The organism is Bradyrhizobium sp. LA6.8, from assembly GCF_040547935.1.
GTDB classification, from domain to species: domain Bacteria; phylum Pseudomonadota; class Alphaproteobacteria; order Rhizobiales; family Xanthobacteraceae; genus Bradyrhizobium; species Bradyrhizobium barranii.
The window spans coordinates 553,839-575,009 of sequence record NZ_JBEPQQ010000004.1 but is presented as its reverse complement, the minus strand read 5'-3'; the positions used below and the strand labels follow the sequence as shown (position 1 = coordinate 575,009).

18 protein-coding genes are annotated in these 21,171 nt (G+C 62.6%); 9 read left to right on the top strand and 9 right to left on the bottom strand.

The window, feature by feature from the left end:
- The first annotated feature begins 95 nt into the window (after positions 1 to 95).
- The 7 genes from ABIA90_RS22900 (at position 96) to ABIA90_RS22870 (ending at position 8,124) form a co-directional block, all read left to right on the top strand.
- Positions 96 to 1,766 carry an aromatic/alkene/methane monooxygenase hydroxylase/oxygenase subunit alpha gene (locus ABIA90_RS22900; RefSeq protein WP_028156528.1) on the top strand — a complete coding sequence of 557 codons (1,671 nt, stop codon included), beginning with the start codon at positions 96 to 98 and terminating at the stop codon, positions 1,764 to 1,766.
- A 105-nt stretch (positions 1,767 to 1,871) separates the two neighbouring features.
- Positions 1,872 to 2,912 carry a 2Fe-2S iron-sulfur cluster-binding protein gene (locus tag ABIA90_RS22895; RefSeq protein WP_354119314.1) on the top strand — a complete coding sequence of 347 codons (1,041 nt, stop codon included), beginning with the start codon at positions 1,872 to 1,874 and terminating at the stop codon, positions 2,910 to 2,912.
- A gap of 49 nt (positions 2,913 to 2,961) precedes the next feature.
- Positions 2,962 to 4,065, top strand: a complete 1,104-nt coding sequence (locus ABIA90_RS22890; RefSeq protein ID WP_354119315.1) for an aromatic/alkene monooxygenase hydroxylase subunit beta — start codon at positions 2,962 to 2,964, stop codon at positions 4,063 to 4,065.
- 46 nt (positions 4,066 to 4,111) lie between these two features.
- Complete coding sequence (locus tag ABIA90_RS22885; protein WP_028150059.1) at positions 4,112 to 4,468, top strand: MmoB/DmpM family protein; 357 nt, start codon at positions 4,112 to 4,114, stop codon at positions 4,466 to 4,468.
- 111 nt (positions 4,469 to 4,579) lie between these two features.
- Positions 4,580 to 5,623: an amidohydrolase family protein gene (locus ABIA90_RS22880; protein ID WP_354119316.1), complete on the top strand. Its 1,044-nt coding sequence runs from the start codon at positions 4,580 to 4,582 to the stop codon at positions 5,621 to 5,623.
- The gene (locus ABIA90_RS22875; protein WP_085399581.1) at positions 5,623 to 6,417 is read left to right on the top strand and encodes a metal-sulfur cluster assembly factor; all 795 of its coding nucleotides are present in this window, start codon (positions 5,623 to 5,625) and stop codon (positions 6,415 to 6,417) included. The genes ABIA90_RS22880 and ABIA90_RS22875 overlap by 1 nt, the downstream gene beginning before the upstream one ends.
- Positions 6,418 to 6,495: 78 nt before the next feature.
- A complete protein-coding gene (locus ABIA90_RS22870; protein ID WP_354119317.1) occupies positions 6,496 to 8,124 on the top strand; it encodes a molecular chaperone GroEL in 1,629 nt (542 codons plus the stop codon).
- A 94-nt stretch (positions 8,125 to 8,218) separates the two neighbouring features.
- Here the strand turns inward: ABIA90_RS22870 and ABIA90_RS22865 are convergent, their stop codons facing one another.
- Positions 8,219 to 10,144, bottom strand: a complete 1,926-nt coding sequence (locus tag ABIA90_RS22865; protein ID WP_502916644.1) for a sigma-54-dependent Fis family transcriptional regulator — start codon at positions 10,142 to 10,144, stop codon at positions 8,219 to 8,221.
- A gap of 439 nt (positions 10,145 to 10,583) precedes the next feature.
- Between ABIA90_RS22865 and ABIA90_RS22860 the strand changes: the two genes are divergently transcribed.
- Positions 10,584 to 10,730: a hypothetical protein gene (locus ABIA90_RS22860; RefSeq protein ID WP_187388109.1), complete on the top strand. Its 147-nt coding sequence runs from the start codon at positions 10,584 to 10,586 to the stop codon at positions 10,728 to 10,730.
- A gap of 116 nt (positions 10,731 to 10,846) precedes the next feature.
- Here ABIA90_RS22860 and ABIA90_RS22855 read toward each other — a convergent pair whose 3' ends face one another.
- From ABIA90_RS22855 to soxC, 7 genes are all read right to left on the bottom strand, one after another.
- Positions 10,847 to 11,830 (bottom strand): HlyD family secretion protein, encoded by a 984-nt coding sequence (locus ABIA90_RS22855; RefSeq protein WP_354119319.1) that lies wholly within the window; start codon positions 11,828 to 11,830, stop codon positions 10,847 to 10,849.
- A complete protein-coding gene (locus ABIA90_RS22850; RefSeq protein WP_354119320.1) occupies positions 11,817 to 14,147 on the bottom strand; it encodes an ABC transporter permease in 2,331 nt (776 codons plus the stop codon). Before ABIA90_RS22850 ends, ABIA90_RS22855 begins: the two co-directional genes overlap by 14 nt.
- Complete coding sequence (locus ABIA90_RS22845; RefSeq protein ID WP_354122473.1) at positions 14,144 to 15,205, bottom strand: HlyD family secretion protein; 1,062 nt, start codon at positions 15,203 to 15,205, stop codon at positions 14,144 to 14,146. Before ABIA90_RS22845 ends, ABIA90_RS22850 begins: the two co-directional genes overlap by 4 nt.
- A gap of 169 nt (positions 15,206 to 15,374) precedes the next feature.
- Complete coding sequence (locus ABIA90_RS22840) at positions 15,375 to 15,692, bottom strand: hypothetical protein (protein ID WP_354119322.1); 318 nt, start codon at positions 15,690 to 15,692, stop codon at positions 15,375 to 15,377.
- 32 nt (positions 15,693 to 15,724) lie between these two features.
- Positions 15,725 to 16,192 carry a DUF302 domain-containing protein gene (locus ABIA90_RS22835; RefSeq protein WP_354119323.1) on the bottom strand — a complete coding sequence of 156 codons (468 nt, stop codon included), beginning with the start codon at positions 16,190 to 16,192 and terminating at the stop codon, positions 15,725 to 15,727.
- Positions 16,193 to 16,202: 10 nt separating this feature from the next.
- Positions 16,203 to 16,751, bottom strand: coding sequence for a c-type cytochrome (locus tag ABIA90_RS22830; RefSeq protein WP_354119324.1), 549 nt, complete (start codon positions 16,749 to 16,751; stop codon positions 16,203 to 16,205).
- On the bottom strand, positions 16,738 to 18,009 hold the full coding sequence (gene soxC, locus ABIA90_RS22825) for a sulfite dehydrogenase (RefSeq protein WP_354119325.1): 1,272 nt from the start codon (positions 18,007 to 18,009) through the stop codon (positions 16,738 to 16,740). The genes ABIA90_RS22830 and soxC overlap by 14 nt, the downstream gene beginning before the upstream one ends.
- A 220-nt stretch (positions 18,010 to 18,229) precedes the next feature.
- Here soxC and ABIA90_RS22820 point away from each other — a divergent pair, with 220 nt between their 5' ends.
- On the top strand, positions 18,230 to 19,207 hold the full coding sequence (locus ABIA90_RS22820; protein ID WP_354119326.1) for an AraC family transcriptional regulator: 978 nt from the start codon (positions 18,230 to 18,232) through the stop codon (positions 19,205 to 19,207).
- Here ABIA90_RS22820 and ABIA90_RS22815 read toward each other — a convergent pair.
- Entirely contained in the window at positions 19,170 to 20,957 is a 1,788-nt protein-coding gene (locus tag ABIA90_RS22815) for a peptide ABC transporter substrate-binding protein (RefSeq protein ID WP_354119327.1), read from the bottom strand. The two genes, ABIA90_RS22820 and ABIA90_RS22815, sit on opposite strands and share 38 nt — an antisense overlap.
- Between the last annotated feature and the right edge of the window lie 214 nt (positions 20,958 to 21,171).

Here is a 21,171-nt window from a genome sequence, read left to right as displayed (position 1 = left end):
TTTGCGGCGGAGAATTTCAACAAGGCGATCCAGGGGTTTGACCCGGAACCGAAGCGAGAATGCCGAAGATAACGCAACGTTCAAAGGAGCTGGAAATGTCTGCAAGTCTGACACTGAACAAGATCACCGCGCAGAAGGGGATCAGCATCGCTGAAGCGGCCAACCGCGTCGCGGACCTTGGTTGGACGCCAAGCTACGTGCAGGAGGCGATGACTTTCCCAACCGACTACAAGATCTCGAAGACACCACGCGATCCGATGAAGCAGGTCCTGCGGTCATATTTCCCGATGCAGGAAGAGAAAGACAACCGCGTCTATGGCGCGCTGGATGCGGCGTTGCGCGGCGACATGTTCCGCAATGTCGAGCCGCGATGGGTCGAATGGATGAAGCTGTTCCTGGCGATCATCCCGTTCCCGGAGATCTCGGCGGCGCGTTCGATGGCGATGGTCGGGCGGTTGGCGCCCGGCGAGGAATTGCGCACCGGCTTCACCATGCAGATGGTCGACGAGTTCCGGCACTCGACGATCCAGATGAACCTCAAGAAGTGGTACATGGAGAATTACATCGATCCAGCCGGGTTCGATATCACGGAAGCCGCGTTCGGCAAATGCTATGCGACCACGATCGGCCGTCAGTTCGCCGAGGGCTTCCTGACCGGTGACGCGATCACCGCGGCCAACGTCTATCTGACGGTCGTCGCGGAAACCGCCTTCACCAATACCCTGTTCGTGGCGATGCCGTCGGAAGCGGCGCGCAACGGCGACTATGCATTGCCGACCGTGTTCCTGTCGGTCCAGTCGGACGAATCCCGTCATATCGGCAACGGTCACTCGATGCTGATGGCGATGATCAACGATCCGTCGAACCACCAGCTGCTGGAGCGCGATCTGAAATACGCCTTCTGGCAGAATCACGCGATTGTCGATGCCGCGATCGGGACGTTCATCGAGTACGGCACGACCAACCGCGACAAGAACAAGGAGTCCTACGCCGAGCTCTGGCATCGCTGGATCTACGAAGACTATTACCGGACCTACATGCTGCCGCTCGAGAAGTACGGCATCAAGATCCATCACGATGACGTCGCCGCCGCCTGGGATCGGATCGTCAAGAAGAACTACGTCCACAAGACCGCGCAGTTCTTCACGGTCGGATGGTCGGTGAACTTCTGGCGTATCGAGGCCCAGACCGAGCGTGATTTCGAGTGGTTCGAGCACAAATATCCGGGCTGGTACGCCGAATTCGGCGATTTCTGGAAATGGCACGCCAAGCTCAGCGTGCCCGGCGAGACCAACATCCTCTTCAACAGCGAGGTGGGCTATTCATACCCGCATCGCTGCTGGAGCTGCATGGTCCCTTGCCTGATCCGCGAGGACTTCGTCTGCGACGAGGTCGACGGCAAGATCTACACTTACTGCTCCGAAGGTTGCCGTTGGACCCACAAGGTGGCGTTCGCCGCGGAATACGAGGGCCGCGCGACGCCGGCAATGGGCCGCTTCAGCGGTCGCCGTGAATGGGAGGACTGTTATCACGGCTGGGACGTCGCTGACGCGATCAAGGATCTCGGTTTTGTCCGGCCCGACGGCAAGACCATGATCGCGCAACCCCATCTGCGCTTCGACTCCAAGGACATGTGGACGCTCGATCACGTGCGCGGACACACGCTTGGCAGTCCGTTGCGTGGCTTCAGAGCGCTTTCGCCGATCGAGCGCGAGGTGGCGACGGCCGAATACCGTAAGGGCTTCAAGATCAATCCCTGCCACTAAAGAGATGATGAGGGGGAGGGGCCGCTTTCGGCGGCCCCTCTTGCCGGGACCGGCAACGGTTTGCCGATCGTTCTGTACAACTGCTGCGACGACAGGGCCGGGATCATGACGGACGTGCGGGTTCACAAGGTTCGTTTCGAGCCAGTGGGTATCGAGATGGAAGTGGAAGAGGGCGAGACCGTCCTCGATGCCGCGTTTCGTCAGGGCATCTCGCTGATGCATGGCTGCAAGGAAGGTCAGTGCGGCAGCTGCAAATCAAAGCTGGTCGAGGGGGACATCGAGCTTCTGAAATACTCGACCTTCGCTCTGCCGGATTACGAGAGCGAGACCGGCCACGTCCTGCTGTGCCGGACGCATGTCTACAGCGACATCGGTGTTGAATTACTCAACTATGACGAAGACCTGCTTAGCCGTTCGATCGCGGTGAAGGCATTTTCCGGCCGCGTGGCAGGGATTAGCGCGCTGACGTCAGACATCAGATTGCTGGAGATCGAGATCGAGAGGCCGATGAAGTTCTGGGCCGGCCAGTACGTCGATCTGACGCTTCAGGATGGCACCATCACCCGCGCCTTTTCGATGGCGAACCCGCCTGGAGAAGGCACCAATCTCCGCTTCATCATCAAGAAATATCCGAACGGGGCGTTTTCGTCCCAGCTCGATGGGAAATTGGCCGTCGGCGACGCCGTGATCGCCAAGGGGCCGTATGGCACCTGCTTCCGGCGCGAAGAACGTCCGGGGCCGATGCTGCTGATCGGCGGCGGCTCGGGCATGTCGCCGCTGTGGTCGATCCTGGCCGATCACATCGGGAGCGGCGAGCAGAGACCGGTCCGGTTCTTCTACGGAGCGCGTACCCGCGCCGACTTGTTCTACCTCGATGAGCTCGCGGCCATCGCCGCGCGGCTGAACGATTTCAAATTCGTGCCGGCACTGTCCCATGCGGAGACGGGTGACGGCTGGAACGGCGAGACCGGACTGATCCACGAGGTCGTGCTGCGCCATCTGCGCGAGGAGAAGCTGAGCGGCGCCATCGACGCCTACGCGTGCGGGCCGACGCCGATGATCGACGCCGTATTGCCCGTGCTGCAAATGAATGGCGTCGAGCCGGACCACATCTATTTCGACAAGTTTACGCCGGCGGTGCGATGACGGCGTTCGAGGTTCGTCGCAGAACAGAATGGCAGAAAGGGAGTAAGCAATGAGCGCACAAACGAGCAGAGCAGCAGCGACCAAGCCTGCGGCAATCGTCAAATCCGGAGCCGCGGGGGCAGCGGTTTTCCCGGGCTCCGACAGCCGCAAGTATAACTACTTCGAACCGAAGGGGCGCAAGGCGACCCATTACGAAGACATGACGGTCGATGTTCAACCCGATCCGGAGCGCTATCTGCTGCAGGATTGGATCATCTCGTTCCCTGACGGAACGCCGACCTATTCCAAGGACTGGACGGCGGCAAAGAGCTCGAACTGGCACAAATTCCGCGCTGTCGACCAGGAGTGGGAGCGTACCCATTACCAGCGCCAGTCGACGATCTGCGGCATGGTGCAGAACACCATCGAGAATGGCCGGAAATCGGGCGCGCCGACCCGATTCGATCCCGCCTGGGTGAAGATATTGCAGAACCATCTCGGAGCCTACAAGCATGCCGAGTTCGGTCTCGGCACCTCGACGATGCAGGCGCAACGTTACGGCTACACGCAGATGGTCAACAATGCGATCTTGACCAACTCGTCCTACAAGCTTCGCTTCGCGCAGGACATCACTCTTTACCTGAGCGAAATCGGCCTCGACCTTCCAGGCTTCGACATTTCCGCCGGCAAGAAGCACTGGCTGGAAGATCCGATCTGGCAAGGCGTGCGCAAGTCGGTTGAATCAGTGATGGGTTCAAACGACTATCTCGAGCAATATTTTGCGACCAATGCGGTGTTCGAGCCGCTGGTCGGCGAACTCTTCCGCTCAGGCTTCCTGATGCAGGCGGCATCTGCGCAGAACGACTTCATCACTCCGGCTGTCGTCTCCGCTGCGGAGGCCGACTATGAGCGCAATCTCGCCAATACCGTCGAGCTGTTCCACATCCTCGGCACTGATCCGACCTTTGGGGCGCAGAACCTTGCGTTGTTCAACAAATGGTTGGCCAATCATGCCGATCTCGCGCTCGAAGCCGCCAATCATTTGCAGCCCATCTGGTCGCAGCCTCGGGTCAAGGTCGCGGCTTTCGCCGATGCCATGGCACACGCGAAGAATCGTATCAGGGGGATCGCCACCGAGCTTGGCCTGACGGTTCCGGCCGGACTGGCGTCGTAATCGGCATCGCTTCACGCCCTCACACTCAATCCTTCTGGAGACCGACATGCTGCACGAGAATGACAACATCTTCAAATCGATGAAAGACATTACGTTCGAGGACACGGTGTCGCATCAATGCGGAGTGACAATGAACGATAGCGTCGAGGCGCGCGCTATCGCCGAAGTCATGAGCCGTCATGAACACATCAAGGTGACCTACATGCCGGCGATGATCCGTATCGATGGCGACGGCAAGATGGAATTCAAGATGGATGAGATTTCCGAAGAGTTGGGCCGCGTCATGACCCCGCATCTCTTCGAGATTTCAACCTCGACGCATTACGGCCGCATGGTCATGACGGATGATAACACCGTCATGCTGTTCGGCGACATGAACGAGATGATGAAATACATCGTTTAATGATCGCCAGCGAACCAGCCTGGCCGGCACCAGAGCCGGCCGGGCTCATTTCGACGACATCAATCGCGCCTCACAACAATACGCAATATCCAGCGGAGCGGGAGTAACGCCATGTACAGGACGGCCAAGGGTGAAGAGATTTTTGTCATCGATGGGCATACCCATTTCTGGGATGGCAGCCCGGCCAACCAGAAGAACATCCACGGCAAGCAGTTCATCGAGTGCTTCTACGCTTATCACTCGAATCTGAGCCCGCCGTCGGAGAAATGGGAGAAGGAGAAGTTCGAGAAGTACGACGCCAAGACGATGTTCGACGACCTGTTCGTCACCGGTTACGACGACATGGCGATCCTGCAGCCGACCTATCTCACCGACTTCTACAAGAACGGCTTCAATACCACCGAACGAAACTCGGCGATGAAGAAGAGCCATCCGGACCGCTTCATCCTGAACGGCGCCTTTGATCCGCGTGACGGTACCAAGGGCATCGAAGACCTTCATGCGCTCTCCGAGAAGCACAAGCTGAAGGGTGTCAAGCTTTACACCGCCGAATGGCGTGGCGAGTCGAAGGGCTACAAGCTCACCGACAAGGCGTCCTACCAGTATCTCGAGGCGGCGCAGAAGCTCGGGATCAAGAACATCCACGTCCACAAGGGGCCAACGATCATCCCGTTGAACCGGGATGCGTTCGATGTCGCCGATATCGATGACGTCGCCACCTCGTTCCAGGATTTGAACTTCATCGTCGAGCATTGTGGCTTGCCGCGCCTTGACGACTTCTGCTGGATCGCGACCCAGGAAACCAATGTCTATGCCGGCCTCGCGGTGGCGTTGCCCTTCATCCATTCGCGGCCGGGGTATTTCGCCCACGTCATTTCCGAACTGCTATTCTGGGTCGGACCGGACAAGATCCTTTACGGCAGCGATTATGGCATCTGGACGCCGAAATGGCTGATCGACAAGTTCATGGCATTTGAAATCCCGGCCGACGTCACCAAGGAGACCGGTTCGGTGCTGTCGATGGAAACGAAGACCAAGATCCTCGGTCTCAATGCCGCGCGCATCTATGGCATCGATGTCGAAGCGCAAAAGAAGAAGATCCAGGCGGGCGGCGGTTATGCCCACTTGCCCGAAGCCGTTCACGCGCCGAGGTGATGGCCATGAAGCGTGGCGTTGAGGGGAGGGAGCGGCCGAGAAGCCGCTCGTCAGATGACAGGCAGGCGCAGATATGGGCCTGCCTGCGAGACGTGATGGACCCGGAACTCGACGAGTCCGTCATCGACCTGAATTTCGTGACCAGGGCCGATGTCGACGCGAAGGATCGGGTCCACATCGAGTTCCGCTTGCCGACCTATTGGTGCGCTGCCAATTTTTCGTTCCTGATGGCGGACGACATGCGCCGGTCCATCAGCGCGTTGGACTGGGTCAAGGGCGTCAGCGTGGTCTTGGGTGAGCACATGTATGCCGACAAGATCAATGCGGGCCTCGCGCTGGGGCGCTCGTTCCAGGAAACGTTCGGCGCCGAGGCCGATGGCAGCCTCGATGATCTGCGTCAGACATTCCTCGTCAAGGCGTTCCAGCGCCGGCAGGTTGCGCTACTCAGTCACCTCATCGCGCTGGGGCAATCGCCGGCAGAGATCGTGAGCCTGACGTTGACGGAGCTCGGTTGCCTGCCGCTCGACGATGCAGGTGAGGCGCTGATTCAGCGCTATCTCGAGCGACGTGCCGTCGTAGGTCCGGCAAGCGGTGGTGAACCCGCCTTTGTCGATGCGAACGGAGCGCGGCTGAAAGCCGACGGCCTTGCCGCATACCTGTCGAATCTACGGCGCGTGGGCATCAATGCTGAATTCAACGGCGCACTGTGCCGCGGCCTGCTTGCCGCGCGGTTCGACCTCGATACACCGTTCGTACCGAAATCGAGGACGATGCCGGCGTCGCCGGACACGTAACAGGTGCCGTGATGCGGGTGCGCAGCATCGACAACAAGTCCAGACCAGACGACCTCAAGGCAAAGTCGGGGATATAGAATGCCGAAGATCATGTTGCACGATGAAGCTGCGCGGGCCGCGCTGGGCCGGGGCGTCGCCAAGCTCGCCAAGGCGGTACGCGGAACGCTGGGTCCGAGGGGTATGAACGCGATCATGGACCGACCGATCGGCACACCGATCGTGTCGCGCGATGGCGTCAGCATTGCCAGCGAAATCGAACTTGAATGCCCGTTTGAGAATATGGGCGCGCAGGTGTTGCGTGAGGTTTCAGCGCGAACCAATGAGGTGGCGGGGGACGGCACCACCACGGCCACCGTGCTGGCGGATGTTCTTGTGCAGGAAGGCCTGAAATGTTTAGCGGCCGGCGCCAATCCGGTCGAGCTGGTTCAAGGGCTGGAGCTGGCGGTTAGTGAGACCATTACGGCGTTACGACGGTCGGCGAGACCGCTGCAGGGGCTTGCTGGCCTGCGGGCTGTTGCGAGCATTGCCGCCAACGACACAGCGCTTGGCGACATGGTCGGCGAAGCCTTCGAGCGCGCCGGCAATCACGGAATCGTCGCGGTGGAATTTGGCAACACGGTCGAGACGACGCTGGAAATCGTTGAAGGCATGGCCTTCGATCGCGGCTATCTTTCACATCATATGGTCACCGATGTCGAGAAAATGCAGGTGGTTCTCGACAGTCCGTTCATCGTCATGACCGATCTCAAGATCCAGACCGGGGAGCAACTGGCAGGTGTGATCTCGCTCATCGAGAAGAGCGGGCGACCTTTGCTGATCATCGCCGAGGAAGTGGCGCCATCGGTCATCATGCAATTGCTGGCGCGTCGGGAGAAATCCAATTTCAAGGTCGCCGCGATTCATCCGCCGGAGTTCGGCCATTGGCGCAAGGCGATGCTCGAGGATATCGCGATCACGACCGGAGGGCGCGTTATCTCGGCGGATCTAGGCGGAAGGCTCGAGAAGGTGGAGCTGCACGACCTTGGGTCCGCGCGCCAAGTGCGCATTTCCGCCTCGAAGACCCTGATCACGGCGGGAAGTGGCGATCAGAAGGCCATCGCGGCGCGACGCGAGCAGGTGTTGCGCCAATACGATGCCGCTCCCGAAAATATTGAGCGGGACAAGTTCCAGGAGCGCATCGCAAAACTGTCCGGCGGCACAGCGATGATTCTTGCCGGCGGCGCGACGCCGGTCGAGCAAAAACGCCGGACCCAGTTGATCGAGGATGCGATCAACGCGACCCGCGCCGCGATCGAAGAAGGCATTGTGCCGGGCGGGGGAGTGGCCTTGCTCAGGATCGCTGCAAGGCTCGACGAATTGATCAGTCGTCTGGACGGAGGCGCCAGGCAGGGCGCCGAGCTGCTGCAACGCGCGCTCAGTCGGCCGCTTTTCTACATTGCCGCCAATGCCGGTCTGAACGGAGAGGCGGAAGTTGCGAGAATTGCCAAGGCCACGAATGGCCACGGGCTCGACGTGCGCAATGGTTCGGCGGTCGATCTTGTCGAAGCTGGCATTATCGACCCGGTCAAGGTTTGCTACAGCGCGGTTCGCAATGCGGCATCGGTGGCCGGACTGATCCTGACGACTCAGACCTTGATCGCCAAGAAGCCGGATGACTACGATCCGACCGCCGGCCCGGCCCGAGGTGGTGGCGCTGAGCTGCTTTGAACGGAACAATCATCGGTTCGAAGCGACCGGCGCTCTGTCCATAGTAGGGCATGCTGCGATACTCGCAGCATCGGCGCTTCGAGGCACTATGGCATCACTCGGGCTTCTTCTGCCCCAGTGCGCGATAGATGGTGTTTCTTGAGACGCCGAGGCGTCGCGCGGTTTCGCTGACGTTTCCGGCGGTCTCGGCATACACAACAAGGATTCGCGCGCGGTGGATGTCGTGGAGCGATCCGGACTCCGCTCCGGGATGTTGAACGATGCTCTCCGCGCTGGCTTCGTTGATAGAGCCGTCCGCGGCGGCAAGGGTGAATCGCGCCAGAACGTTGCGAAGCTCGCGGACGTTGCCAGGCCAGGGACGTGCGGCGAGATGCGCAATGTCCGTCCGCGTGATCTCGCAATTCGGGTCGATCGCATTGAGCAGATGGCGAACGATGGCGTCAAAGTCGTTGCGATCTCGGAGCGGTGGCAGACTGACCTCGAGCGTATTGAGACGATAGAGCAGGTCGGATCGGAACCGGGCTTCGGCGATGGCCTTGTCCAACCTGGCGTTGGTGGCGGAGATGAGAAAGACATCGACCTTCGATCTGACGCCGCCGACAGGGCGCACGGTCCAGTCGTCGAGCAGGCGCAGAAGCACCGCCTGCAGCGCGACGGGCATGTCGCCGATCTCGTCAAGGAACAGCGTGCCGCCGTCGGCCTCCTTGACCAGTCCAATCGCGCCGCCGCGCCGCGCCCCGGTGAATGCTCCGGCGGCATAGCCAAACAGCTCGCTCTCGATCAGACTTTCCGGCAGGGCGGCGCAATTCACTGGAACGAACGCGCCGGTCCGCCCACTCGCCATATGGGCGTGGCGGGCAAGCTGTTCCTTGCCGGTTCCGGTCTCGCCTCGGATGAGGATGGGCATCTTGCGTGCTGCCGCGGTCTCGACTTGACGGACGATGGCTCGGACTGCGGGGTCGTCCGCAACGAAGCCGGCGGCCATGCTCTGAAGAGACCGTGGTTCCGGCTTTGAATCCTTTCGGGCAGATGATGAGCTCGCGGTGTCGCGGCCGTCAGATTCGGATCTCGATTTCTGGACGTCGCGATGCGTGATCAACTGGCGTCGTCGCGCATGCAGCACCACGATGGCGCCGATGCCGGAGCGTTCGTTCTCGACGAAGTTGAAGCTCGCGTTGGGAAGCAGCTCTTTCAACCTGCTCGGCCACTCATCGAAGGGAACCGTCTTCAAAAAGCGGGTTGGCGCGTTGTTGTGAATGCCGTGGCGATCATGCTGGAGTGCGTTCAGAGCACGCTCGGTGGCGTGGAGGATCATGCCACGACGATCGAGCACGATGCATTCATCGTTCGCCCATTGCGATCTCCTGCCGAGAAAGCGGCACAGCAACTCCTCATGTTCCTGTCGGACCGATTGGGCCAGAACGCTTTCCACGTGATGGCCGACCGCGACGGCCAAAGCCAGGCTCTGCGGATTGAAGGTGCTTGCAGGACCCGAGATGTCGACTACGCCAAGCAGTTCGCCATCGGTCGGGTCATGAACCGGGACGGCAGCGCAAGTCCACCGCTGCACCTGCGAGCAGAAATGCTCTGTACCGTGAATTTGGACAGGTTTCGATTCCGCTATCGCAGCGCCGATCGCGTTGGTGCCGATGTCGGCCTCGCTCCAGCGACCTCCGTGTTCGAGATGGACTGCGCGGCCGGCGTCGATGACCCTATCGTCGCCCTGCGTATCGATGATCAGCCCGCTCGGATCGGTGAGGATCATGATTGAGTTTGCATCGCGCAGAAATGTTTTTGAGTTCTCGAGAGCGCAGCGGGCGGCATGCCGGAGCGACGCGTATTTGGAGCGATGACGAAACAACTCGGCGTCCGCGACGAGCGGCGCTCGCGCACGGTCGACGGTGACGTGATGGTTCCTGGATCGCTGCCACGACGCTGCGACCGATGATCTCAAGTCGGATGACAACGCTCCGCGCTCGACGAACTTCTCCCACGCCGCCAGCACTTCTCGTTGGTCCATCCCGGCTCCTCCGACGTGAAAGGTGCTGGACCGCTCATGACGGGCCCTGCGATCATTCACCTGAATGCGGGGGAGTGCCTGCCGCAACTGCCGGTTCGCTCACGTAAAGTCCGACGGTAAGACCCTTCCAGGCCGCCGTGACGGCCGTCTGAATCGGATTCCATATCCGTCGCACCCGCCGTGAAGACGACCGCGCCTTCCGATCAAGCAACCCCTTCAGCGTCTCACGTCCCGAACGTCCCGGGCCTTTCTCTCAAGCCCGTTGACCAGATCAGCCTATACATTTTGAATGGTTCTAGCAAAGGTAGCGATCGAAGTTCCGCTGGGCCGCGGCTCGATCTGTTCGAAAATCCAGGCTAGGCGCGCAGTAGTGCGGCGCAGCATCAGGGAATTGGGCGGCGCGGGCTAGTATCTTCGGCCATCCACACGGGCCGCAGCTATGGACATCGGGGTGATTCACTTCCTGAAGAACGTGATGATGGCGGGCGGACTGCTCCAGATCGCGGCTTTCGGTGCGGGCGCTCTCAGCATCGACAACCGCGCGAAGAATACGGCGCCCTACACCGAAGCCGCCGTCACCAGCTAGGCTGAATTCGAATTCCGCAAGGCTGTTGAAAAACCCCAGTGGTCTCAATGACTGCTGGGGCTTCATTTTGAAGACGGTCGGAACAGCTTGGTTCCGCGAGCTCAAATCACCGGGGTTTAGGGGCCGATCCAGACGGTCATGCCCGGCTCAAGGCCTGCTAACTCTCCCTTGTCTCCCTTGGGGTCGAGGCGCAGGCGAAGCGTGTTGCGGTCATGATCGCCAATCACCCGCTCGGCCTGCCAGGTGGCAAACACGCCGAGCGGCCGAAGTTCAGTGATGACCGCCTTCGTCGCGCCATTAGCGCCGTTCCGCATCACATTCGCTGTCTCTCCCATCGCGAGACGATCGAGATGATCCTCGCGCACGTTGAACGAGAGCCATTGCCTGCCCGCGGCCTCGACCATCAGGATCGGTTGGCCCGCGCGAACATTTTCGCCGACCTCGGCGGCGATGACGCTGACCACGCCGTCGGCCGGCGCGCGCAAGACCATCTTGTCGAGGCGGCGCTCGAGCACGGTGACCGCGGAGGCCGCGGCCTGCACCTGCGCGTCGGCGATCGCGCGCTCTTCCCGGGTCGGTCCCGCCACGGCCGCATCGTAATTGGCCTGGGCCTCCGCCACGCCGGCACGCGCGCTTGCAACGTCGTTCTCGGCCTGGTCGAGCGACTGTTGGGATTCGAAGCTCTGGCGCGCCAGCGTGCTGGTCCGGGTGAGCTGGGCCTGCACGTAGTCGAGGCGGGCGCCGGCCTTGGCGATGGCGGCTTTCAGCGAGTCGACCTGTTCGCGGCGCACGCCGGCATAGACATTGTTGCGGCTTGCGACGGCGGACGCGAGCGCGGCACGCGCCTGGTCCGCCTGCGCTGTCAACTCCACCGCCGAGAGCCGCGCCACGACGTCGCCGGCCTTCACAGAGGCACCCTTCTCAACCGCGATCGAGACCAGCTGGCCGTTGACCTCCGGCTCGACCCTGATCTCGGTCGCGCGCACGACGCCGACGATGGCTGCCGGCGGTGCCGCGTGGCGCATGACATAGAGCAGCGCGCCCGCCGCGACCAGCGCGAGCGGAATCGCGACGAAGGCGGCAGGTCTAAGGTTGGGCATGTCCCTGTCTCCTCCTGACGGCAAATGCCGAGATCACCGCGAGCGCGAAGTAGCCGAGCGCCAGGCACCACAATGCGAGCCAGTCATGCGCAACCTCCCAGATGCCGGCGCCGAGCTGGTTGACGCGCACGAGGCCGTCGATCGCGGAGTCGGCCGGGAACAACCGGCCGAACGCAAGGGCCACGTCCGGAATTGCTTCGCGCGGCCACGCGAAGCCGGCCATGAAGAACTGCGGCAGGCTCGTCGCCAGCAACAGGATGGTTGCGTTCTCCGGCCGCGTGAACCAGGCCCCGATAGCCTGACCCATGAAGCTCGTTGCCAGCAGAAAGACACTCGCGAGCGCGAGGATCTGCGGAAGATGGCCGAGCGTCGAAAAACCGTAGATGCGGGGCAGCACGACGACGTAGAGCGCGAGCGCAGGAAGGTAGACGGTCAGATGCGCGATGCCGCGGCCGAGCACGCCGGCAAAGGCCGCGCCGCCGCTCGCCAGCGCGGTGCCGGTTAGCATAGCTGCGCCGATCAGCAGGGTCTGCTGCAGGATCAGGATGAACGCCGCCGGAACGACGTAGCTCGCATAGCCGCCCACCGGGTTGAAGATCGGCTGCAGCAACACGTCGGCCGGGCTCGACGTCGCGAGCTTCGCCTTGACGAGGCTGCCATCCGAGCGCGCGCCGCGCGAAACCAGCTCGGACGTCAAGGTTCCGATGGCGGTGGCGACCCCGCTGGCGCTCGATCTGAAGATGAACAGATAGGTTGCGTCCGCATAGACGGGGATGTGGGCGGTGATGCCCTTGAGCACGTCGCGTTCGGTGTCGGGCGGAATCTCGACGGCGGCAAAGGCCTGCCCGCGATCGATCGCGCTGCGCGCCTCGGCGAGCGTTCGGGCGCGAACCGTCACGCTCAATGCGCCGCTCGCATCCAGCGTCTCGACGATCTGCCGGCTGAGATCGCTGAGATCGTTGTCGACGACCGCAATCGGGAGCTTGCGAAGGATCTGGTTCAGATAGGGCTGCGGATAGTAGATGCCGTAGACCAGGGGAGCGAGAAACAGCAGAGCGAAGGCGCCCCGCGTTCCCAGCACGCGCCGCCACTCCGCCACGAAGGCGCCGCCGACGCCGCGCGGTGTGGAGATGGCCTCGGATGGCTCGACAGGCCGCGCTGTTGCAAACCATCCCTTGCGGGTGACGTTCGCCATGCGCATCCACGCCAGGCCGGCAAAGAGCAACGCCAGGCCCGCAAGCGCCGCGAAGGGAATAGCGGAATCCGCGACCGGCAATCCCCGCGCGGCTTGTCCCAGCAGGACGGCCATGTACCAGCGAAGCGGCAGGATCGCGCTCCATGTCTGCGCAAAGGCATTCATGCCGATGGTGGGAAAGCCGACGCCGGCATAGCCGAATGCGGGCGAGGCAATGAGGCCCGCAAGCCCGAGTCCGGTGGCGAGATCGCCGACCAGAAGCTGGAGCAGGGCGCCGAGCGACAGATAGGTGATGATCAGCAGCGAGGCTGCAGCGATCATCAACGGCAAGTCGCCCTTGAAGGGAATCTCCAGCACGCCCTCCAGAAACAGCGGCTCGGCCAGCATGATCAAAATGAAGAGGCAGAACAGCGGCGCGAGCTTGCCAGCCAGCGCGACAAGCGGATCGCCACCGGCGCTTTCGAGCCAGGCCCGCGCGTCGCGGCGGCGGAATTCGGAGCCGACGGAATAGCCGGCGGCAAGGGTAATCACCACATGGATGATGGTCGGCAGCAGCGCGCGCAGCAGGAACTGCGCGTAGTTCTTCTGCGGATTGACGAGCGCCATGGTCTCCGCCTTGAGCGCTCCCAGGGACGCTGGCGCAGGTGCCGCGCGACTGGCGGGAGCGGCCACGGCTGCCGCGGCGGAAAGTGAATCGCTCAGACCTGAGGATGCGATCCCGGAGGGAGTCAAAAACTGCTGGTTGTAAAATCCGACGATCTGCGGGCGGCGCGCGGCCTTCAGGTCGCGCTCGAAATCCGGCGGGATGTAGACGGCCGAGATCGACTTGCCGGAGCGTATGTCCTGCACGGCCGTCGACAGCGTCCCGGAGCGGTCTGTGATTTTCAGGCTCGGAGACGCCGCGACGTATTCCACCAGGGCCCGCGAGGCGTCCGACTTGTCCTCGTCGACAATCGTCACGCCGAGGCCGCGGATGACCGGATGGCTGAAGACCGTGGTGAGAACCACGAACGCAAACAGCGGCACGCCGAAGATCAGCAGCAGCGCCACACGATCGTGAAACAGCCAGCGGCACTCGCGCCGCGCGACCAGCAGAAATCCGGGCTTGGGCGCGGGCCTCATGGCCGCGACCGCCAGTCGAGATAGGCGCTCATTCCAGGTCGCAGCTCGGGCACGGGCTGAACGGGATAGGCACGGATCGAAAACGTTCGCAGGTCGAAATCGCCCGAAGCACGCGTGGCTCGCCAGCTTGCATATTCGCCCTTGGTCGCGATGAGCTTGACCTCGACCGCGACGGAACGGTCGCCGAGGGCGGGAATGCGGACATCGAAGCGATCGCCGACCTTCAGTCCCTTGACGAGATCCTCGCGCAGATCGAAATGCACCCAGAGGTCGGCCAGATTGATCAATGTCACCAGCGGCACGCCGGGCGAGACGTATTCGCCGGGTTCCACATTACGCTGATAGATCTGCGAGGCTACGGGCGCATAAACCACGAGCTGGTCGATGATCGATTGAACGCTCTGGATATCGGCACTGGCCTTTTCGACATTGGTCTTGGCAATGGCCCGCTCCTCCTTGGTGTAGCCATTGACCGCCTGCTCATAGGCCGATTTGGCCTGGTCGACGGCGCGCTCGCTTTCGTGCAGCGCATCGGTTGCCTGGTCGAGGCGGGCCTGCGGCGCGTTGCCTTGCTCGGTCAAGGTGTGCGTACGGTCAAACGTCTTCTGTGCCAGCACCAGCGCCGCCTGCGCCCGCTCCATTTCCGCCTTCCGTGCCGCGATCACTTCCACCCGCGTTCCGACGAGTACGTTGGCAAGCTGGGCGTCCGCAACGGCCTTGGCCGCCTTCATCTGGTCGTGTTTGGCCAGCGTTTCCGGATTGTCGATCTGGAGCAGCACCGCGCCCGCAGCGACGTTCTGGCCGCGCTCGACGGGAATCTTGCCGACCCGTCCGTCCACGCGCGCCGCGATATCGAGCCGCGTTGCATCGACCTCGCCTTGAACGAGCAATGGTTCGGGTCGTAAGAGATAGAAGGCGGAAAGCGCGACGACGGCAGCCGCAACGACACCGACGATGATGGAAGGAGTACGTGTTGGGTTGCGCGTGGTTTTCGCCTGTTCGTTAGCCGGCTCGTCGGGTGTGTTTTGAATGTCCTTGTCAGAGCTCGGCGCGTCCATGCCTGACTCCCTTTCTCGTGACGGGATGGCCCACTCTATTCGGTTGCCAGGCCCAGTCGCAATCGCGAAGCGGTGCGGTACTTTCAATACTCCGCGACGTGCCGGCGGCCATCTTATTCGGATTGCTCGTCGGGCAAACACTGTCACCCCGTCAACCCCTTGTTGCGGCTTAGCGCGGGCCGCTCTGTCCATCGTCCGGATCGCTCTCCGGCTCCCGGATCAGCACCACCGGTTCGTCATAGCCTTTGCGGCTGCTGTAAAACACCAGCGCCATCAGGCCGACGCCGACGACCAGCGAGAACACGACGCCGAGCACCAGCGCGACATAGCCGGACGCCGGCACGCTGTTATCCGTGCTGGTCCAGCCGAGATAGCCGAGAACACTCGCGGCGACGAGCATCGCGCACAACGCCGCGATGACCAGCCATCTGGCGAGCTTGCTGTCTTGCGCCTTGGGCGGCGCCGGTTGCCCGCTGGTCACGTTCATGAACCTCTCCTCGCGCGGCCGTCGTGGCGCGCTTACGGTGCGGTGGCCTTGGCCGCGATCGCATGCAGTGCGGCGGTCATCGCGCCGACGGCGGTCCTGGCCGGCTCGCCGACGCCGTGACGGCCGGCGAGATAGGCCGGATCGTTGTACGACAGCCAGGTCGCGCCTTGCTCGTCCTGCCAGACCAGCGCCTTCAGCGGCAGGTCGATGCCGATGGTCTGCGCCTGCTGCATCAACGGCGTGCCGCCCTTGGCGTTGCCGAAGATGAGCAGATCAGTCGGCCGCAGAGTCATGCCGACGGCGGCAGCGCCCGCGGCGTGATCGACATGGGCAAACACGGTGAGGCCCTTGGCCTTCACCTCGGTCTCGAGCCGCGTCATCGTGTCCTGCGGGCCAAAACTGCTCTTGATGGTGATGAGTCCGTCTGTAGCCATTGCCTGCGTCTCCCAGAAACATGTCACGATCAGCGCGAAGATCCGGATCAGTGTGAAAAGCCTCATGATTACCCGCTCACTTCTTGCGGAATAATCGCGCCGGGTCGAATTCCGGCTCCGGAATGAAGCCATCGCGATTTGGCATCTTGATTTTCGGCAAGGAGTCCTTGTCGACTTTGCCGTCGGCAGGAACGATGCCGTTGAGGCTCAGGATATAGGCCGTGACGGCATAGGTCTCTTCGGTGCTGAGCGAGCCCGGCGTCGGATACGGCATCGCGCGATGAATGTAGTCGAACAGGGTCGTCGCATAGGGCCAGAAGCTGCCGACGGTCTTGACCGGCATGTTGGAGGCGAGCGTGCCCTGTCCGCCGGCGAGACGATCCTTGATGCCGCCCTGGCCGTTGTCGCCATGACAGGCCGCGCAATTGTCGGCAAAAATCTGCTTGCCCTGCGTCGCCGTGCCGCTGCCGTCGGGCAGGCCCTTGCCGTCGGGGCCGACGTCGATGTCCCATAGCTTGATTTCCTGCGGCGTTGCCGGACGGCCGAAATCGAACGCCAGCGCGGGCGCGGCGAGCAGGCCGGCGGTGAGGATGCCGGCGAGAAGCAGCTTGTCATGCGAGGACATTGCGGACCCTCCCGGCTTCGTCGATGCTCCAGGTCTGCTGGGCGTTGTAGTGAAACAGCGCGTTGGTCCCCATCGCGGCGATGAAGGACTGCCGGTCCGGCTGAACGTTGCCGTGGTCGTCGGTCGAGCGGCTCACGATTTTTGTCGGCTTGCCGTCCCAGACCCAATCCATCTGGAATCGCACCTGCGCCTTGGACAGCACCGGCTGGCTCAATTGCGCGGGCTTCCAGGTCTTGGCGCCGTCGGTGGAGATCTCGACCTTGGCGATCTTGCCATGCCCGCTCCAGGCAAGACCCGAGATGCGGTTATAGCCGGGCTGGATCTGCATCATGCCCGATGGTTGCGTGATGACGGAGTTGGTGTCCATCCGCAGCTGGAACTGCCGAGCCTTGCCGTTGGCCAGCAGCTGCGTGTAGCGCGCCGTCTCCCAGCGCGTCATCCAGGGCTCGCTGCCGAACTTGAGGCGGCGCAGCCATTTGATGTTGAGGTTGCCTTCAAAGCCCGGCATCACCAGCCGCATCGGAAAGCCGTGCGCGGGCCGCAGCGGTTCGCCGTTCTGGCCGTAGGCGACGAAGGCCTCGTTCACGATCTCGTCGGTGAGGGGAATGCTGCGATCGACGCCCGCGCCGTCGCCGCCCTCCGCCAGCATCCAGTTCGAGCCCTTGTCCTTGGCGACGAGGTCGATCAGGAATTTGAGCGGAACGCCGGTCCATTCATTGGTGCTGACGAGGCCATGCGTGTTCTGCACCGTCACGTCAGGATCGGCCTTTTTCCAGTTCTCCCAGCCGTTGCCGGTGCACTCGATGAACACCACGCGCGTCACCGATGGCATCCGCTTCAAATCGTCGACGCTGAACACCAGCGGCTTTTGCACCATGCCATGGATGAGAAGGCGGTGCTGCGCGGGATCGATGTCGGGCACGCCGGAATGACTGCGCTCGTAATGCAGATCGGTCGGCGTGATATTGCCGACGAGCTTCTGGTGCGGCGTCTTGGAATTGATGGCGTCGCCGGGATCGACGTTGCGCTTGCCCGGCGTGGCCTCGGGGATGCGATCGAGTTTTGCAAACCGGGAGCGTTCGCTGTGCGCGCTCAGATCAGCGCCGGGCCCGCGATCGGGGACGTCGGCGAGCGTCTCGGCGCCCGCCGCCTCGGACGCCACCGCGCCAAGGATGCCCGCCGACAGGCCTCCCACGAAGCCACGGCGCGACACATTCGCAGGCCGTGGCAACAACTCGACTGGCGTCTTGGACGTCATATGATCTCCCCTTGATAACCCTGTTTTTGGAAATCCCTGCCGCCTTCATGCCGTGACATTACCGAACACCGTGAGGATTGCTCGTTAGGATGTGTTAAAAGCCATGAGCACTGGTCCACTCATGCGCGGGACAGCCCGCTTGTAGGGTAGATGCGCTTGGCTGTTCCATGGAATGGCCGGGCGGCTCGGAGACATGTCCGGGCGGATCAAGGGGAGAGGGATGTCGGAGACGGACGCGGCGGAATTGTTGAAGGCGATGGTGCCGCTGTTCAGGATCCGTCCAATATTCGAGGATTCCTGCAAATTCGGCGGCAGCTGGGAGTCGCTACACGCGCCGAACGGCAAGGGATGGGCGCAGTTCCACATGGTCACACGCGGCGCTTGCGTAGTCGAACGGCCGGGTTTGGGCACGCAGAGGCTGGAAGCCGGCGACATCCTTCTCCTGCCGCATGGCGACAGTCACGCGGTTCGCAGCCGGACTGGCGGCGCTATCGGGCGTGTTACGACCGAGGTCCGCAATGGCGTCCGCCAGCGCGCGACGGTCGAGGCCGAGGTCGATACCGAACTGCTGTGCGGCCGTTTCCTGTTCGAGACGTCGGATGAGAACCCGCTGATCGCCGCCCTTCCCGACGAGATCATCCTGCGCACGGCGGAGGAGCCGCTGCTGGAACGGTTTCGGCGCCTGCTGATCGACATCCGCGAAGAGCTGGACGCTGGACGGGTTGGATCGGAGGTGGTCGCGGCCGACCTCGCGAGAGCGTTGTTCGTGATGATGCTCCGCGACCATCTTTCGGACGATGCCTCCGGCAATGGCACGGTGTCGCTGTTGCGCGACCGCATGACGGCCCGGGTCGTGTCGGCGATCCTCAACGATCTCGCCCGGGACTGGACGCTCGACGACATGGCGGCGGTGGCGATCGCCTCGCGCGCGACGCTGGTGCGCGCTTTTCAAAAGCGCGCAGGGGTCGCACCCATGACGTTCCTGTCCGATCTGCGATTGACGGTCGCGCGCAAGCGGCTGGCCGGCACTTCCGATCCGGTCGCCAAGATCGCCGGCGAGGTCGGCTATGCGTCCGAGGGCGCGCTGAGCAAAGCCATCATGCGCAGATACGGCATGCGACCCGGCGCCTTGAGGGAGCCGGGTCCTCGCGCGCCGGTTGTCAGACCCGATACCAGCTCCCCAGATTCCAGGTCGTGACGTCCCAGCCCGAGATGTCGGCCATGAGGCTATTGACGCCGGCGCCGACGATGTTGCGGGAGAGCAGCGGCACGAGAATATTGGCCTCGCAGAAGATCTCGTTGACCTTGATCAGGAGCGCGGCGCGCTTGACCGGATCGAGCTCCTGCTGCGCGGTCTTGTAGGCCTTGTCGGCCTCGGGATCGGACCAGCGCGAGATGTTTCGGCCGAGCCACTTGTTCTCCTTGTTGGCGATCTCCCAGGAGACGCACTGGTTCAAGAATCGCTCCGGATCGGGCTGCGGCTGCGTCGTGTTGTACATCTCCATGTCGCAATAGAGTTTCGAGTAGGTGTCGGGGTTGCCGACATCAGACGAGAAGAATACCGATGCGGTGACCGACTTCAGCTCGATGTCGATGCCGGCCTTCTGGCAGGCCTGCTTGATGATGGCCTGTGTCTTCTGGCGCGGGGCGTTGATCGAGGTCTGGAACACGTATTTGAGCTTCTTGCCGTCCTTCTCGCGGATGCCGTCCGCGCCCCGCTTCCAGCCGGCCTCGTCGAGGATTTTGTTCGCCTTGTCGACGTCGAAGGCGTAGGTCAGCTTGCCCGACTTGAACTGCTGGGGCTGGTTGACGAAGCTTGCCGTGGCGATGCCGCCGCGGCCGTAGATGAATTTCTGGATCGCTTCGCGATCGATCAGGAGGTTGAACGCCTGGCGGACGACCGGATCGGACAGCGTCGGGTGCTTGGTCTTGACGCTGGAGCGCTCGCCGTCGACCTCGGTCCACGGGTCCGTCGTGTTGAGGATGATGAACTCGACGTTGCCGGACGGCGTGATGTCGACCCTGCCTTTGCCGCTGGCCTCCATGCGCTTGAGGACCTCCTCCTCCACCAGCAGGTTCCAGGCATAGTCGTACTCGGCGGTCTGGAGCACCGTGCGCGCCGCGGAGACCGCGTCGCCGCCGCCCTTGACCTCGAGCGTGTCGAAATGCGGCTGGTTCTTGACGTGATAGTCGGGGTTGCGTTCGGCCCGGATCAGGTCGCCCGGCTTGAACTCGACGAATTTGTACGGGCCAGTGCCGACCGGCTTCAGATTGCCCGGCGCCTCGCGCGACTTCGCGCCGGCATAGTCGCCGAAATGATGCTTCGGCAGGATCTGGCCGACCGAGCCGACGAAGGGGTCGGCCCAGAACGGGGTCGGGGCCTTGAACAGCACCTTGACGGTGTGGTCGTCGATCTTCTCGACGGTGATGTCCTTGTAGGATCCCGTGCTGTAGGCGGCGGTCGCGAGGTCCGCCGCATAGGCCCAGGTGAAGACGACGTCGTCGGCGGTGAAGGGCTTGCCGTCATGCCACTTCACGCCCTGCTTCAGCTTCCAGATGACGCTCATGCCGTCGGCCGCGAGGCTGCCGTTCGCCTTGGTCGGAATCTCGGCGGCGAGGCAGGGGATGAGGTTACCGTCCTTGTCCCAGCCGGCCAGCGGCTCGAAGAAGATGCGCGAGGCGATCTGATCCTTGGTGCCGATCGCGAAATGCGGATTGAGCAGGGTGGGGGCCTGCCACAGCAGGATCTTGAGCGGGCCGCCGCCGCCGGCCTTGGTCGGCTTGTATGGCAGCGTGGCATCCGCCATCGCGACGTCGTTCCAGAGCAGGATCTGGCTCGCGACCGGCGCGGCGATCCCGGCCGCAGCCATGGTCCGGATGAACGAGCGTCGCGACAGCGTGCCTTGCTTCACCTCCGCGATGGATTTGCGAATCTCGTCTTCATTCATCGAATGACCCCCACCTCGAAGAAAAATCGTCTTCGGCACCCCATCATGTTGCATCATGCACGAGGCGGCAATGCCGGCGAGGCCGCAAGGCCCTGCGACGAAATGGCGAACGTGGAGATGGGCAGCTTCTGCCGGGACATTGTTGCCGGCGTGAAGGGGATGCCGGCCGGATTTCGCGATAAGCCCTTGATGGCAATGAGGCTCTCATCTGGCA

Excerpts from the sequence above, each read along its gene's own strand:
- ABIA90_RS22900 (WP_028156528.1), top strand. The coding sequence starts at position 96 with ATGTCTGCAAGTCTGACACTGAACAAGATCACCGCGCAGAAGGGGATC.
- ABIA90_RS22895 (WP_354119314.1), top strand. The coding sequence starts at position 1,872 with ATGACGGACGTGCGGGTTCACAAGGTTCGTTTCGAGCCAGTGGGTATC.
- ABIA90_RS22890 (WP_354119315.1), top strand. The coding sequence starts at position 2,962 with ATGAGCGCACAAACGAGCAGAGCAGCAGCGACCAAGCCTGCGGCAATC.
- ABIA90_RS22885 (WP_028150059.1), top strand. The coding sequence starts at position 4,112 with ATGCTGCACGAGAATGACAACATCTTCAAATCGATGAAAGACATTACG.
- ABIA90_RS22880 (WP_354119316.1), top strand. The coding sequence starts at position 4,580 with ATGTACAGGACGGCCAAGGGTGAAGAGATTTTTGTCATCGATGGGCAT.
- ABIA90_RS22875 (WP_085399581.1), top strand. The coding sequence starts at position 5,623 with ATGGCCATGAAGCGTGGCGTTGAGGGGAGGGAGCGGCCGAGAAGCCGC.
- ABIA90_RS22870 (WP_354119317.1), top strand. The coding sequence starts at position 6,496 with ATGCCGAAGATCATGTTGCACGATGAAGCTGCGCGGGCCGCGCTGGGC.
- ABIA90_RS22865 (WP_502916644.1), bottom strand. The coding sequence starts at position 10,144 with ATGGACCAACGAGAAGTGCTGGCGGCGTGGGAGAAGTTCGTCGAGCGC.
- ABIA90_RS22860 (WP_187388109.1), top strand. The coding sequence starts at position 10,584 with ATGGACATCGGGGTGATTCACTTCCTGAAGAACGTGATGATGGCGGGC.
- ABIA90_RS22855 (WP_354119319.1), bottom strand. The coding sequence starts at position 11,830 with ATGCCCAACCTTAGACCTGCCGCCTTCGTCGCGATTCCGCTCGCGCTG.
- ABIA90_RS22850 (WP_354119320.1), bottom strand. The coding sequence starts at position 14,147 with ATGAGGCCCGCGCCCAAGCCCGGATTTCTGCTGGTCGCGCGGCGCGAG.
- ABIA90_RS22845 (WP_354122473.1), bottom strand. The coding sequence starts at position 15,205 with ATGGACGCGCCGAGCTCTGACAAGGACATTCAAAACACACCCGACGAG.
- ABIA90_RS22840 (WP_354119322.1), bottom strand. The coding sequence starts at position 15,692 with ATGAACGTGACCAGCGGGCAACCGGCGCCGCCCAAGGCGCAAGACAGC.
- ABIA90_RS22835 (WP_354119323.1), bottom strand. The coding sequence starts at position 16,192 with ATGAGGCTTTTCACACTGATCCGGATCTTCGCGCTGATCGTGACATGT.
- ABIA90_RS22830 (WP_354119324.1), bottom strand. The coding sequence starts at position 16,751 with ATGTCCTCGCATGACAAGCTGCTTCTCGCCGGCATCCTCACCGCCGGC.
- soxC (WP_354119325.1), bottom strand. The coding sequence starts at position 18,009 with ATGACGTCCAAGACGCCAGTCGAGTTGTTGCCACGGCCTGCGAATGTG.
- ABIA90_RS22820 (WP_354119326.1), top strand. The coding sequence starts at position 18,230 with ATGTCGGAGACGGACGCGGCGGAATTGTTGAAGGCGATGGTGCCGCTG.
- ABIA90_RS22815 (WP_354119327.1), bottom strand. The coding sequence starts at position 20,957 with ATGAATGAAGACGAGATTCGCAAATCCATCGCGGAGGTGAAGCAAGGC.